At 60.6% G+C, this 14,459-nt stretch carries 14 protein-coding genes; 7 read left to right on the top strand and 7 right to left on the bottom strand.

The window, feature by feature from the left end; translation table 11 throughout:
* Positions 1-70: 70 nt before the first annotated feature.
* Genes AARI_RS06820 through AARI_RS06835 form a run of 4 tightly spaced genes read left to right on the top strand, consistent with a single transcriptional unit; the run spans position 71 to position 2,485 of the window.
* Positions 71-772, top strand: coding sequence for an MBL fold metallo-hydrolase (locus AARI_RS06820; RefSeq protein WP_013348596.1), 702 nt, complete (start codon positions 71-73; stop codon positions 770-772).
* A complete protein-coding gene (locus AARI_RS06825; RefSeq protein ID WP_013348597.1) occupies positions 772-1,608 on the top strand; it encodes a sulfurtransferase in 837 nt (278 codons plus the stop codon). Before AARI_RS06820 ends, AARI_RS06825 begins: the two co-directional genes overlap by 1 nt.
* Before the next feature lie 29 nt (positions 1,609-1,637).
* Positions 1,638-2,066: an HIT family protein gene (locus tag AARI_RS06830; protein ID WP_013348598.1), complete on the top strand. Its 429-nt coding sequence runs from the start codon at positions 1,638-1,640 to the stop codon at positions 2,064-2,066.
* 2 nt (positions 2,067-2,068) lie between these two features.
* Entirely contained in the window at positions 2,069-2,485 is a 417-nt protein-coding gene (locus tag AARI_RS06835; protein ID WP_013348599.1) for a hypothetical protein, read from the top strand.
* Here AARI_RS06835 and hrpA read toward each other — a convergent pair.
* Positions 2,460-6,419, bottom strand: coding sequence for an ATP-dependent RNA helicase HrpA (gene hrpA / locus AARI_RS06840; RefSeq protein WP_013348600.1), 3,960 nt, complete (start codon positions 6,417-6,419; stop codon positions 2,460-2,462). The two genes, AARI_RS06835 and hrpA, sit on opposite strands and share 26 nt — an antisense overlap.
* A gap of 398 nt (positions 6,420-6,817) precedes the next feature.
* On the opposite strand from hrpA, the gene AARI_RS06845 reads away from it, so the two are divergent.
* The 3 genes from AARI_RS06845 to AARI_RS06855 all read left to right on the top strand — a co-directional run bounded on the left by AARI_RS06845 (position 6,818) and on the right by AARI_RS06855 (position 9,617).
* Positions 6,818-7,813: an ABC transporter substrate-binding protein gene (locus tag AARI_RS06845; RefSeq protein WP_013348601.1), complete on the top strand. Its 996-nt coding sequence runs from the start codon at positions 6,818-6,820 to the stop codon at positions 7,811-7,813.
* 99 nt (positions 7,814-7,912) lie between these two features.
* Positions 7,913-8,833 carry an ABC transporter permease gene (locus AARI_RS06850; RefSeq protein WP_013348602.1) on the top strand — a complete coding sequence of 307 codons (921 nt, stop codon included), beginning with the start codon at positions 7,913-7,915 and terminating at the stop codon, positions 8,831-8,833.
* The gene (locus AARI_RS06855) at positions 8,826-9,617 is read left to right on the top strand and encodes an ABC transporter ATP-binding protein (RefSeq protein WP_013348603.1); all 792 of its coding nucleotides are present in this window, start codon (positions 8,826-8,828) and stop codon (positions 9,615-9,617) included. Before AARI_RS06850 ends, AARI_RS06855 begins: the two co-directional genes overlap by 8 nt.
* 380 nt (positions 9,618-9,997) lie before the next feature.
* On the opposite strand, the gene AARI_RS06860 is transcribed toward AARI_RS06855, so the two are convergent.
* From AARI_RS06860 to AARI_RS06885, 6 genes are all read right to left on the bottom strand, one after another.
* On the bottom strand, positions 9,998-10,465 hold the full coding sequence (locus tag AARI_RS06860; protein WP_157867110.1) for an HAD family hydrolase: 468 nt from the start codon (positions 10,463-10,465) through the stop codon (positions 9,998-10,000).
* 99 nt (positions 10,466-10,564) lie between these two features.
* Positions 10,565-11,068 carry a hypothetical protein gene (locus AARI_RS06865; protein WP_157867111.1) on the bottom strand — a complete coding sequence of 168 codons (504 nt, stop codon included), beginning with the start codon at positions 11,066-11,068 and terminating at the stop codon, positions 10,565-10,567.
* 156 nt (positions 11,069-11,224) lie between these two features.
* Positions 11,225-12,421, bottom strand: a complete 1,197-nt coding sequence (locus AARI_RS06870; protein ID WP_013348605.1) for an MFS transporter — start codon at positions 12,419-12,421, stop codon at positions 11,225-11,227.
* Between the two features lie 136 nt (positions 12,422-12,557).
* Positions 12,558-12,911, bottom strand: coding sequence for a GNAT family N-acetyltransferase (locus tag AARI_RS06875; RefSeq protein ID WP_013348606.1), 354 nt, complete (start codon positions 12,909-12,911; stop codon positions 12,558-12,560).
* Between the two features lie 145 nt (positions 12,912-13,056).
* A complete protein-coding gene (locus AARI_RS06880) occupies positions 13,057-13,560 on the bottom strand; it encodes a hypothetical protein (RefSeq protein ID WP_013348607.1) in 504 nt (167 codons plus the stop codon).
* 97 nt (positions 13,561-13,657) lie between these two features.
* The gene (locus AARI_RS06885; protein ID WP_013348608.1) at positions 13,658-14,380 is read right to left on the bottom strand and encodes a VIT1/CCC1 transporter family protein; all 723 of its coding nucleotides are present in this window, start codon (positions 14,378-14,380) and stop codon (positions 13,658-13,660) included.
* Between the last annotated feature and the right edge of the window lie 79 nt (positions 14,381-14,459).

Raw genomic sequence — 14,459 nt, forward strand, 5'->3', positions numbered from 1 at the left:
TTAGCCAACTTTCGGCCGCAATGCGTGTCTGGCTCTGGCACGGGCGGGGCGCTGAGCCTACGCTAAGGATATGCGTATCACACCAAGGGGCCATTCCTGCATTGAATTGGCCACGATCGACGGCAAGGTATTACTGGATCCGGGCGGTTTTTCGCAGCTTGAGAACGCGTTCGACGGCATCAATGCCGTGTTGATCACCCACGAGCATGCCGACCACGCCGACCAGCCGGCCATCATCGAGGCCCTGGAAACGAACTCGGTGCTGGAGCTGTACGCACCGGCCGCACTGGCCAAGGCGCTGCGCGAGCAGCTGCCCCCAGCGGCGCAATCCCAGGTGGTGGTCGTGAAGGCCGGCTCCGACTTCATCGTCGGCGGCATCCGGGTGCGGACCTTTGGCGGCACGCATGCGACCATCCACCATACGATTCCGCGCATCGCCAATGTCGGTTACCTGCTGGGGGACCGGGCGGTGGGGCAGCTGGAGGTCTTCCACCCGGGTGACAGCTACGAGGTGCCTTTCGGCGCGCAGCCAGATGTGCTGATGCTGCCGGTGATGGCGCCGTGGGGCAAGATGGCCGAGGCCGCGGACTTCGCGGTATCGGTTAACGCCAGGTGCTGGATGCCGATCCACGACGGTCTGCTCAACGAGCAAGGACTGGGGCTGTTCGACCGCCAGCTCGGGGCTATCGCCGCGCGCCAGGGATGCACCTACCTGCGGGTGGAACAGGGCATCGAACATGATTTGCAGAAAATGGTGGGAGGCAAGCAGTGATGAACCCATTGATCAGCGCCAGTCAGCTTCGCGAAGCGCTGGCTGCCGGGCAGAAGCCGGTCTTATTGGATGTGCGTTGGGTGCTGGGCCGCGATGACGGGGCGCAGAGCTATGCCGCCGGGCATATTCCTGGCGCGGTGTTCGTGGACCTGGAAAAGGAGCTTTCGTCCGCACCGGGCGAGCACACCGGGCGCCACCCGCTGCCGCTGCCGGCGGATTTCGAAGCTGCCGCGCGCAGCTGGGGGATCAACGCCGAGAGCCACGTGGTGGTGTACGACAATTCCGGGGCGCTGGCCGCCGCGCGGGCCTGGTGGGTGCTGCGCCATGCCGGTTTCGATGCCGTGCAGGTGCTCGATGGCGGGCTGGCCGCCTGGAGCGATGCCGGCGGGGAACTGGCACTGGGCTATCAGCAGCCCGCTGCCGGCACTGTGTCCCTGTCCTGGGGCCGGATGCCGGTCGTGGAGTTCGACGAGCTCGATGCGCTGGAAGGAACGCTGATCGATTCGCGGGCCACCGCACGCTACCTGGGCATCGAGGAACCGGTGGATCCGGTGGCCGGGCACATCCCCGGGGCGCTGAACCGCCCCACCACCGACAACCTCGACGCGCAGATGCGCTTCCGCAACCCCGAGGTGCTGCATGATAGTTTCTTGAAGCTCGATGCCCAGCGCAGCGGATCGGCCGCCTACTGCGGATCCGGGATCACCGCGGCGCATCAGGTATTGGCCGCGGCCAGTGCCGGGATTGAACTGGCGCTGTACCCGGGAAGCTGGTCGGAATACTGCTCCTACACCGATGCGCCGGTGGCCACCAGCGATGAGAAGCACCGCCGCTAGAATTTCGCCAACAAGCAAGAAAGGCAGCAATGAGTACGCTGTTCACCAAGATCATCAACGGGGAAATCCCGGGCCACTTCGTGTGGAAGGACGAGACCTGTGTGGGCTTCTTGTCCATCGGGCCGCTGTCCGATGGGCACACCCTGGTCGTTCCGCGCGAAGAGGTCGACGAGTTCACCGATGCCTCCGATGAGCTGGTGGCGCACCTGACACTGGTCGCCACGAAGATCGGACGCACGCAGAAGCGCGTTTTCACCTCCCAGCGCGCCGGATTGATGATCGCCGGTTTCGAGGTGCCGCACCTGCATGTGCATGTGTGGCCGACCAACTCGCTGGCGGATTTCGACCTGTCCAATGCGGCCGATAATCCCGATCCGGCGGCCATGGACAATAACGCCGAAGCGCTGCGCGCGGGCCTGCGCGAGGATGGCCACGGGGAATTCGTTCCCGAAGCTTAAGCTTGAAATTCATTCGCTACCAGTCGCCGGTGCCAAACCTGCGCGGTGTGCACCTGGGGATTTTCGCGCTGGCCAATGGCTTGGGCCATGGCGGGAATCTTACCGTCGCGGAACACGCCATCTGGCGGGCCGGGAATGACTGGTACGACGCTGCCTATCCGAATCCGAGCGACTGCCAGCCGGCGGTCTACGACCATGCGCGCAACCCGGGCGCAGTGGCGTGGTTCAAGGACAGTGCGCAGCACCTGCTGGAGCGCGTCGAGCCCTATTTGAGGTTGCTCGACGCGCACCAGATCGGCTGGGAGAAGCTGGAAAGCGACGCTCCTGGCATCATCATCTACGAAGATGACGTGCAGGTTATCGCCACGCCCGTGGCGGGACGCGGCACCGGCGCTACAGTTGCTCCAGCCCGTCCTTGATGGCCTTGCGGATGCGCTTTTCGCTGACCGAATAGGCGGTGCCCAATTCCTGGGCGAACAGCGAGATGCGCATTTCCTCCAGCATCCACTTCACCTGCGCCAGACCTGCCGGCACCCGGGCCCCGGCAGGAACCCGATCCAAGGCCGCATCATATTCGTCTTCCAGCTTCTGGATGACCACCAGGGCCTGCGAATCACGGGTGACCGCACCGCCGCGCAGCTTCTCCAAGCGCGTCTCGATGCCCTGCACATAGCGTGGCAGGCGCATCAGGTGCGCTGCTCCGGTGGCCGCGATGAACCCCGGATAGATCAGCTGCTCAAGCTGCGAGCGGATATCGGTGACCGCGGCGAACATGGCCAAGGAGTTGGTGCTCTTCAGGTCCTTGTTGATCCGCGTGGAGGAGCCGAAGACCTTCGCCACGATCGCGGTGATCGTGAAGACCGTGTCGATCTGCTCGGCACGCACCGCCTCGAACAGCGCCTCGAATTCGGCGCGATTCATCGGCAGCTTCTCGGGCACCAGCTGGTCCACGGCGGCCATGGTGCAGTCGGCAATCAGCTTCTCGATGGACCCGTGCGGATTCTGCGTGAACACCAGCTTCTCAGCGTTCTTCAGGTGCGAAATCACGAACTTCCCGGCAGGCGGCAAGCGCAGCATCAGCAACCGGATGACGCCGGTGCGGTGCGCGGCATCGCGTTCGGACTCGGTGCGGAAAACGCTCAGGTCGACCTTCTCGCCGGTGTCCATCAGCCCCGGGTAGGCGGTGATCTGCTGGCCCATCACCGTGGTGGTGACCTTAGCAGGCAGCGTATCGCCCAGGGTTTCCCCAGCGGAGGCCAACTGCGGCCAATGATCCAGCGACTTCTGGTCCCAGGCGCCGCTGGCCGCCGAGGCGGTGGCCGCGGCCCCCTTCTTCTTGGACTGCCCCTTTGACGCGGCCGCAGGCTTGCCAGGCACAGCAGGCTTGCCGGTGGCGGCCCCGGGGGAGTTGACCCCGCTGGCCAGTGCGGCGCGGTTGGCTGCGGCGAACTTGTACTGCAAGGCGGCCAGGTCATCGCCGCTGCCCAGCACCTTGCCGGCCCCATCGGTCACGGTGAAGCCGAAGCGCAGGTGCGCAGGCAGCGTCGAGAAATCGAAGACCGAAGGATCGACCACCATGCCGCGCAGCCGGCGCAGCACCAGGGCCAGGGATTCGGCCAGGTCATCGGTGGCCGGGTCGAAGTCCGCCTCCAGCATGGCCAGCGCCTTGCCCGCCACATCCGGGGCTGGCACGAAGTTCTTGCGGATCGCCTTGGGCATGGAACGGATCAGCGCGGTGAGCAGCTCATGGCGCAACCCCGGGATCAGCCACGCGAAGCGCGCAGGATCCAGCTGGTTCAAGAACACCACCGGAACGCTCAGCGACACGCCATCGCCCTCCCCGGCCGCAGCGGCCGGGTTGTACTCATAGCTCAGGGGCAGGTGGATGCTGCCCAGCTGCCAGGTGGTGGGGAATGCTCTCTCATCCACCGAGTCGCCCTCAACCAGCAGCGCCTCGGGATCGAAGTCCAGCAGCGTTGGATCGGTGGCCCGCGCCTGCTTCCACCAGCGGTCGAAGTGGCGTTCGGAGTAGACCTCGGCGCCCACCCGCGCGTCGTAGAACGCGAACAGATCCTCATCGGAAATGCGCAGGTCATGGCGGCGCATGCGGGTTTCGAGCTCTTCGACCTCTTCGAGCAGCGCCCGGTTCTTGGCGAAGAACTTGTGGTGGGTACGCCAATCGCCCTCCACCAGGGCATGGCGGATGAACAGCTCGCGGGCCAAATCCTTGTCCACCCGCCAATAGTGGAACTGGCGGCGCGGGATGATCGGCAGCCCGAAGAGCGTGACCTTCTCATAGCCCATCACCGAACCGGTGCGCTTGGACCAGTGCGGCTCCGAATGGGTGCGCTTGAGCAGGTGCGGAGCCAGCTCCTCCACCCATGCGGGGTCAATGGCCGCATTGGTCCGGGCCCACAGCCGCGAGGTTTCCACCAGCTCGGCGGACATCACCCAGGTCGGGGACTTCTTGAACAGGCCCGAGCCGGGGAAGATCGCAAAACGGGTGCCGCGCGCGCCCAGGTAGTCGCGCTTGCGCTCATCATAGAGGCCAATGTGCCCCAGCAGCCCGGAGAGCAGCGACTTGTGCACAGCATCCTCGTTGGCCGCCGGATCGATCGGTGCGGCCGGGATGGTGATGCCCAGCGGCTTGGCCAGCTGGCGCAGCTGGGTGAACAGATCCTGCCATTCGCGTACGCGCAGGTAGTTGATGAATTCGGACTTGCACAGCCGGCGGAAGGCCGATGAGGACAATTCCTTCTGCTGCTCCTGCAGGTAGGCCCACAGATTCAGCAGCGCAATGAAGTCGGACTTGTCATCGGCGAAGCGCTTATGCAGCTCCACGGCACGATCACGCTGCCCGGTCTCCTCGCTGGGACGCTCGCGCGGGTCCTGGATGCTCAGGCCAGCGGCCAGCACCATCACTTCCTTGGCGACCCCGCGCTGCGCGGATTCGACAATCATCCGGCCCAGGCGCACATCCAGCGGCAGCACCGCCAGCGCCCGACCGGTCTCGGTCAGCTTCGCGGCCTTGTTCTGCTCCAGCGCACCGAGTTCGCGCAGCAGGTTCACGCCATCGGTAATGGCCTTGGCCTCGGGCGGCTGGACAAACGGGAAGCTGGACACCTCGGTGGCCGAGGCGACCACGCCCATGGAGATCATCTGCAGGATCACGCTGGCCAGGTTGGTGCGCAGGATTTCCGGGTCGGTGAACTGAGGGCGCGACTCGTAGTCGGACTCGGCGTACAGGCGGATGGCGATGCCCTCGGACACACGGCCGCAACGACCCGAACGCTGATTGGCGCTGGCCTGGGAAACGCGCTCGATCGGCAGGCGCTGCACCTTGGTGCGGTGCGAATAGCGCGAAATGCGGGCGGTACCGGTATCGATCACGTATTTGATGCCCGGCACGGTCAGCGAGGTTTCGGCGACGTTGGTGGCCAGGATGATGCGCGGTGCGCCACCGGGGTGGAAGACCCGGTGCTGCTCGGCCAGCGAAAGCCGGGCGAACAAGGGGAGCACCTCATAGCGCGGCAGGCGCTTGTTGGCGGTGACCATGGCGCGCAAGGCTTCGGCGGCATCGCGGATTTCGCGCTCGCCGGAGAAGAAGATCAGGATGTCACCGGGTGCTTCGCGACTCAGTTCCTTGACCGCGTCGGTGACCGCATCCAGCGGGTCGCGCTCTTCTTCCAGCGAGTTCTCCGCGGCCTCGTCTTCTTCCAAAGCCGGCTCGGCCTGCAGCGGGCGGTAGCGCAGCTCTACGGGGAAGGTACGGCCGGACACTTCGAGGATCGGGGCAGGTTCGATTTCGCCGCTGGGAAGTGCCTTGCCGAAGTGCTCGGCGAAGCGCTGCGGGTCGATGGTGGCCGAGGTGATGATGATCTTCAGCTCGGGACGCTTGGGCATGATCTGCTTGAGGTAGCCCAGCAGGAAGTCGATGTTCAGCGAACGCTCATGGGCCTCGTCGATGATGATCGCCGAGTATTTCTTCAGCAGCTTGTCGCGCTTGATTTCGGCCAGCAGGATGCCGTCGGTCATGACTTTCAGCTTGGTCTTGCGCGAAACTTCGCCGGTGAAGCGCACGTGGAAGCCGACTTCCTCGCCGATTTCGGTGCCCATTTCCTCGGCGATGCGCTCGGCCACGGTGCGCGCGGCCAGGCGGCGCGGCTGGGTGTGCCCGATCATGCCCTTCTCGGCCAGGCCGAGTTCGATGAGCATCTTGGGAAGCTGGGTGGTTTTGCCCGAACCGGTTTCGCCGGCGATCACCACGACCTGGTTTTCGCGCACCGCGGCGAGGATGTCCTCGCGGCGGGCAGAGACGGGAAGGGCTTCGGGATACGTAATGCTGAGCGCCATGATGTTCCCATTCTATTCGCGTCGCGCATTTTCGTGGTGGCCGCCGGGCCGAAGCGCATTTCGGGGCAGGAAAAGCGAATGCGTGTACAGCGGCAAGCGAGTCAAATTTTCAGATTGTCCAAGCAATTGTCGACAACTTCAGGTTGGTAAATACAAAACTTCCAGATTCTTGAGCCAAGAGGAGCATTTGTGTCCACAAGAATCGAATTCAAGATGCAAACGTCTATGAATCGACCTTGATTGTAGTCAAGGTGAGGTCTTTCACATGTAAGATCGAGGGTAATCATCGACGTGATGCCTAGGCGGTTCCCGTATGTTGCGCACTAGTTGCGCTTCATAACTAGGTGTACGCGCTATCGGTGGGATTCACTCGCAAGGGAACTTTGAAAGGAACTTCAATGAAGAGCTTCACCGCCATGAAATTCGCTGCCATCGCAGCCGCTGGTGCACTGGCCTTGACCGCCTGCGGCGGCAGCGAACCGGAAGGCAGCGCCGCCGGGGGCGACGACGCTGTCAAGATCGGCATCTCGCAGTTCGTCTCGCACCCTTCACTTGACGCAGTCGTCACCGGCTTCAAGGCCGGCATGGAAGAAGCAGGCTACACCGGCGACAAGATCAGCTACGACGAGAACAACGCCGAAACCGATCAGGCGACCAATACCTCGATCGCCGGCAAGCTCGCCGCCGATTCGGATATCGATCTGGTACTGGCGGTGGCTACCCCTTCGGCACAGGCCGCAGCGCAGGCGATCACCAACATCCCGGTACTCTTCTCCGCAGTAACCGATCCGGTTGACGCCAAGCTGGTTGCCTCCAACGAAGCACCGGGCGCCAACGTCACCGGTACCTCGGACATGAACCCGGTTGACGAGCAGCTTCAGCTGCTCAAGGAGCTGGCGCCGGATGCCAAGAAGGTCGGCATCGTCTACTCCTCGGGTGAAGCCAACTCGGCAGTCCAGGTCAAGATGGCCAAGGAAGCTGCCAAGTCACTGGGGTTGACCATCGAGGAAGCAGCAGTTTCGGCTTCCAGCGAAGTCCAGCAGGCAGCCAGCTCGCTGGATGTCGACGCGTACTACGTGCCAACTGACAACGCAGTGGTTTCCGCCTTGGAAGGCCTGCTGCAGGTAGCCCAGAAGAACGGTGTTCCCGTGATCTCCGCTGATGGCGAGTCCGTCAAGCGCGGCGCTACTGCAACCTACGGCATCAACTACGAGAAGCTGGGCGAGCAGACCGCTGCCATGGCCGTGAAGCTGCTCAAGGGCGAAGCTGAACCAGCCACCCTGCCAGTGGAAACCATCTCCGAAGTTGATCTCTACCTGAATGAAGACGCCGCCAAGAAGGTCGGCATCGAATTCACCGATGAGATGAAGGCTGAAGCCGTCGAGGTCTACTAGGCCCCGGCACCAATTTACCGACGCAAGGCGAGGCGCATAACCTGATGCCTCGCCTTTCGTTGTGACTACTCGCAAAACTTACAACTCAAGGATCCACACATGATCACAGCGGTTGAACTCGGCCTGATTTACGCCATCATGGCGCTCGGGGTGTACCTGACCTTCCGTATCCTGGACTTTCCTGACCTGACCGTCGACGGCAGCTTCACCACTGGTGCCGCCGTCGCCTCGGTGGGCATCGTGAACGGGATGAATCCCTGGCTGGCCACGGTGCTGGCCTTCTTCGCCGGCATGGTTGCCGGTGTCATTACCGGCCTGCTGCATACCAAGGGCAAGATCGATGGCCTGCTGGCCGGTATCCTGACCATGATCGCGCTGTACTCGATCAACCTGCGCATCATGGGCAAGGCCAACACCCCGTTGCTGGGCGAGGACACCTTGATCAGCCCGATGCGCGCCTCGGGAATCCTGGGCTCGTGGGCTTCGGTCTCCATCCTCTTCGCCGTCTGCCTGGTCTTCGTGGCTGCAATCGTCTGGTTCCTGCACACCGAACTGGGCATGGCCATGCGCGCTACCGGCGACAACCAGGAAATGATCCGCTCCTTCGGCGTGAGCACCGATAACCAGAAAATCCTGGGCCTGGCCCTGTCCAACGGCCTGGTCGCCCTTTCCGGTGCGGTCATCGCCCAGTACCAGGGCTTCGCCGATATCGGCATGGGCATCGGCCTGATCCTGATCGGCCTGGCATCGGTCATCGTCGGCCAAGCCATCTTCACCCAGCGCTACATCTGGCTCGCGGCCATCGCCGTGGTCTTCGGTGCAGTGATCTACCGCCTGGTAATCCAGATGGCGCTTTCGGCCGGCCTGGAAGTCAACGACATGAAGCTGATTTCCGCGGTCCTGGTGGTCCTGGCCCTGCTGCTGCCCAAGTGGAAGGGTTTCCAGAAGGTCCTCAAGAGCGTCAAGAAGCGCCCGCAGCCCGTTACCGAATCCAAGGAAGAGGTTCGCACCAATGCTTGAAATCAAGAACCTGTCGCGCACGTTCTTCCCGGGAACCGTCAACGAGCGCAAGGCGCTGCGCAATATCAACCTGAACCTGGCCGACGGTGAATTCGTCACCGTCATCGGCTCCAACGGCGCCGGCAAATCCACCGTGCTGAACATGGTGGCAGGCAAGCTGCAGCCAGATGTCGGTTCGGTGACCATCGCCGGCAAGAACGTCACCAAGCTGGCTGACTACAAGCGGGCCAAGTACATTGGCCGCGTTTTCCAGGACCCTATGGCCGGCACCGCGCCGACCATGTCCATCGAGGAGAACATGGCCCTGGCCTACGCCCGTGGACGCTTCCGCGGCCTAGGCCTGGGTGTTGGATCCAAGCGCCGCGAACTGTTTGTCGAAGAGCTCAAGTCCTTGGAACTCGGTCTGGAAAACCGCCTGAAGACCAAGGTGGGCCTGCTTTCTGGCGGACAGCGCCAGGCGTTGAGCTTGCTGATGGCTACCTTCTCCAAGCCCAAGATCCTGCTGCTCGATGAGCACACCGCAGCTCTTGATCCGCAGCGTGCCGCGCTGGTCTCGCGCTTGACCAAGGAAATTGTCGAGCGCCACCAGCTGACCACCTTGATGGTCACGCACAATATGGAACAGGCCTTGCAACTGGGCACCCGGCTGATCATGATGCACGACGGGCAGATCATCCTGGATTTGAACCAGGAAGAGAAATCCAAGATGACCGTCCAGGATCTGCTCGATGAATTCGGCAAGATCAAGGGTGCGCAGCTTGATGACAAGACCATGCTCCAGTAGCTGAGCCACTGTCCGCAGGCCCCGTACCCTTCAGTGGGTGCGGGGCCTGTGGTGGTTAAAGCCTAGGAGAGGTCGGTCTCGAGCTGGCTTTTAAGCTGACTGACACGAACACCGATTCTTGGCATGTTCTTGGGCCCAATGGCGGCGATGAATAGTTGGCGCGGGTGGCCCGCTACGTCGGGCGCAGCCTCGGGTGAACTGGAGAATGCCGGTAAGTGAGCACATGGAAGGACCGGCTGCCGCGAAGATCCCTGTAGATGCCAGGAGCCTGTCTGCCGGGCTGTTGCTGCAAGGCTTTGATGTCGTCGTTCAACGAGCACCTGTAGATCCGGCTGGCATTCCGTGGTCTGGCTTAACGGCCTTGCCCAACGAGGATGAAGCTAAGCCAAAAGGTGAACCAATTCTTCTAGAGATTGAATTCGGTAGTCGGCAAGATTCGCTTCGGGACGACGCGCATGGATATGTCCCCAAGGGCCCCGAATAATGAAAGCTGTTTTCATTCCCGACTTCCGGGCGGGCAGAACGTCGTTGTCTAGTCGATCTCCAACGTAAAGAATGGCATCAGCGGCCAGCCCGGATTCTTCCATGACACGAGCAAAGAATTTCTCGTCTGGTTTGGCTATGCCCCATTGGGTGGAAGAAGCGACAAAGTCGGCCGAGATTCCTGTTTCCGCTAATTGCTTGATGGCACCCTCGGGCTGGTTGCCAGCAATGCCGACGCTCAAGCCAATACCTTGGAGGGCGCGAAGTGCAGACCTTGCGTCGTGGTAGAGATCCGAGGAGAGTATTTGTCCCACATGGTCTGGGGCTTGAATGCCGAGTTCTTTCCAAATCAGTCGATGATCCATAGAACGCTCAATCAGTGATCCGAACATCGCTGAAAAAGTGAAAGTCGATATGCCAGCAGCCCGACGTCGAAAACGACCATTCTTATCCCTGTCGCTGGATCAGCGTTCATTCGCCGGAGCCTGCCACTCGATAATGCAAGATTGGTCTGTCGGGACGCCTGAAATTGTGAATTCCAAGATTAGTTGTTGCGTATCAGGGGGTGGGGCCGGGTAATAGATCCAAGTGGCGTCCCAATCCGTTCCTGTGCCACCGATGCGTCCGCCAACGCAAATATAGCTGGTCCCAACGTCATCGGTAATGTTGGCCTTGACGGGTTCAATTATTGAATTGCTAGGCATTTGTGGTGCAGGATCTGCTTGGTCCGCGCCCTGTTCCTTTATTTTTGAGCTCCACAATTCCAAAGCGGAGTAGAACTGCGTATCTAACCGCCGGGTTTCATCGTTGGTGACACCCCGCAAATGGAATTCCAAGCCAGTATCGCCGTCCGTGACATAACGGGAATAGGGGAGATCCGAGGTCAGGTTGGCACCCTCAAAACGAATATCCACCCCGCGGTGCGTGGCGATTACGAGATCCATTGGCGCTGAAATTATGCGTGGCATAGCCAAAGCCTACACGGCTACGCAGAAGGCGAAATGGAACATGAGATGCCAGCACAAGTATGAACCACGTGGATAACCACAAGCCACTAGCAAGCACCTCAGGTGAATTGATCCGTACTTCATCTGCCAGAGCTGATTCTGCGTTAATTGCCTTCTTTAGCAGGTGGAGTCAGGCTCCTTCTCAACGCCTATCCAAGCTAGCCCCACGCAAAGCACGAAGACGGCTGCTCCGGAGGCTACCGCTAATATGAGGCTGACATGACCCACAAATCCTCCGAGTGTGGACCCCAACGCCAGACCGGCTAAGCCGAGGACCCTACTGGCTGCACTGACCCTACCCATCAGGTGCTCAGGGACCAGCCGCTGACGCAGGGATAGCGAACAGATATTCCAAATCACTGCGTGCATGATGTACAACGCCAGCATGATGCCGGCCAACAACGCCGTTGTGCTGAACGCGAGTACACCCAAACTCAGCGATCCCAGTGCAAGACTTCCAAGTATCACATTGCGATATCCCAGACTGCGTCGAAGCTTCGGAGTGATGGCGCTTCCAGCCAGGCCACCGAGCGCAGAAAATGAGAGCAGAAGTCCGTAACCGGTGGAATCCAGTCCAAGTTTTTCATTGGCAAATAACACCAAAATGGAAAAAGCCATCATGTACCCGACGCTGGCTAAACCGCTGATCATCGACAAGGCCCCAACCAATCGGTGCTTCAGAAGCCAACGAATTCCTTCCCTAGCCTCAGCCCAAATGCGTTGGCGCTCGTCGGAATCAACTGTTGGAGGTGCGCTGCGAGGCAACGCAAGAGCGATCAGTCCAGCAACGGCCCAAAGTCCTCCCATTGAATATAAAGGGATGGCAGCGGCGAAGGCGAAAAGAACTCCTCCGAGAGGAGGGCCCGCGAATTCATCGGTGATCAACTGTGTGGCAGTGATCTGGCTATTTGCTTGATCCAGTTTTTTGTCGCCTACCAGTTGTGGCAGTAAGGCGATCGCCACGGTGTCTGCGGTGCCCTCCAAGATAGCGATAAATGCCATGGCCAGATAGAGCACCAGTAGATTCGGGCCGGAGAAATGAAAGGCCAATGCTAGGAACAGCAGGGCGATGCCACGCAGGACATTTGCTGCGCTGAACAAAGTGCGCCGGTCGAGTCGGTCCACCCAGACTCCAACGGGTAAAGCGAAGAGTAGACGTACTACGGCGTAGCACAACGACAGTCCGGCGATCAGGCGTGGATCCTGAGTTAGAGAAGCTGCGATCAGCGGAACCGCAATAAAGGCCACCCCATCTGCAAGGTTGGACAACGAAGATGCTGCCCACAGAACTGCGAATCCACGTTGAGTAGCCACGTTCCCAGCGTATCCGCATGAATCATGAGAATGGAGTCAACCCTCGCGACAGGTGGGAACAGAAACTCTGAGCTTCAGCGAGGAGTTATCCGCTGGAGTGGGGGGAGTAGCAGTCGCAGTTCTCGTCACAAACGTTCTAGCCCATTGTTTTAGACAGCAGCAATTCAATACGTCCAGTGGTTTCATCTGCGAGTTCCTGACCAGAATCTCGGTAGCCGTTGGCCTGGTACAAGTCGGTTGCCCTCGAAGTCTCGGCGATCACCCATAAGCGCAGTTCTTGGACGCCGGCGTTCTGAGCGTGGCGATCGACGTCGGCCAAGAGTTCGCGAGCGACGCCTTGCCCCCAGAAATTCGGCGCAACGGCGACGTAGTAGATTTCCAGATAGCCATCGTGGGGTGAGCTGATAGTAAATCCTGCTGGAACTGTGGCCTTGGACGCCACCACGAGCCTGGCTTCCGGCAATGCCAGGCGACGGTGAATGCCGGCCAAAGCATTGCTGCCGTCTTCGGGCAGGGGCTTGTGATCGCGTTGCGCGGCAGCAACCGCCCAGATTCTCGCAGCATGGTCAATGTATTGCGTATCTTGCGCCGTCGCTTCAGTAAAGGTGAGTGATGCGTTGTTCTTGCGCTTTGTGCTAAGACCTCAGATCCATGGTGCAGCTGTGGCCCGTTTCGAGTCCGTCCACGACGAATTTCAATACCAAATGCTCGGCGTCCTCGGGAGGAGCGGGCGAATAGATCCACGTAGCTTCCCATGGCGCGTCGAAGCTCGCCATCTCGCCGCCTATCCAAACGTATTCCGTGCCCAAATCGTCTTCGACTTGGGCACAGATGTGCTCGAAAAAGATGTCGCTCGGTAGTGATGGTGCCCTGCCGGCCACAGACGCTCCAAACTCTTTGACCTGAGCGTTCCAGATCTCAAGATTTTTATTGAATCCTGCATCTAGTTCACGGGTCACATCGTTGGCTAGGCTCCGTAGCTTGAACTCAAAACCCGAAGAGTCCACCGCATCGTAGTCTTCCGAGTACTCCTGCCAAGGCGGAGGAACGGTGCTCAGCTTCAGCCCGGCAAAACACACATCAATGCCTTGGTGCACGGCTACGACGAGATCAAGTGGAGCGAATTCGATGCGCGCCATGGAATCAGACTTCACAGCGAGTCATCGAAGATACCCGTCGCTATACAGATGCGCCGTGGCTGTGCGGCCACCGAGCACAGCGGCAAATTCGATTGCACTAAATGATCCCGCTGGAGCCAAGCAGCGAACCAATAATGAACGTCGCAGCTAAGGCCAGCGCACCACCTATCACCAGTCGAAGTGCGGCAACGTGCTTGGAGCTTCCGCCGATGTAGGCGCTGAGCGTCCCGGTGAGGGCAAGCGCGGCAAGTACCGCAACGAAGGTCACCGGAATGCGAATTTCTTCTGGCGGTAACAAGATGGCCAACATGGGCAGGATGGCCCCAACAATAAATGCCACCGCCGAAGCATACGCAGCATGCCAAGGATTGACGACTTCTTCTTCGTCGATATTCAACTCGGCGGACAAGTGGGCCGCCAACGCATCATGTTCGGTTAGTTCGGTAGCCACCTGCATCGCGGTGTGCTTGCTCAGCCCCTTCGCCTGGTAGATCCCGGCAAGCTCAGTGAGCTCAGCTTCGGGATCTTCACGCAGCTCTTGGCGTTCCTTCTCTACCAGGGCACGCTGCGAGTCTCGTTGGCTGCTGACCGAAACATACTCGCCCAGTGCCATCGAGATGGCCCCGCCGATGACCGCGGCCATTCCGGCAGTGATGATCGGGGCGGTGTGGTTGGTGACGCCGGCGACGCCAACAACTGTCGCGGCTACCGAAACAATGCCGTCGTTGGCTCCGAGCACCCCGGCGCGCAGCCAGTTGAGACGTTCGGCGAAGTTCAGATCATGCGGTTCGCCTGGATGCGAATTCAAAGAATCGGTCATTCCCCAACATAACCACCAAGTGCGCGACCAATGCCAGCGTTTGGTTAAAAATGGCAGGAACGGAAAAGGGATTCAGGGA

The organism is Glutamicibacter arilaitensis Re117 (genome assembly GCF_000197735.1).
GTDB lineage: Bacteria > Actinomycetota > Actinomycetes > Actinomycetales > Micrococcaceae > Glutamicibacter > Glutamicibacter arilaitensis.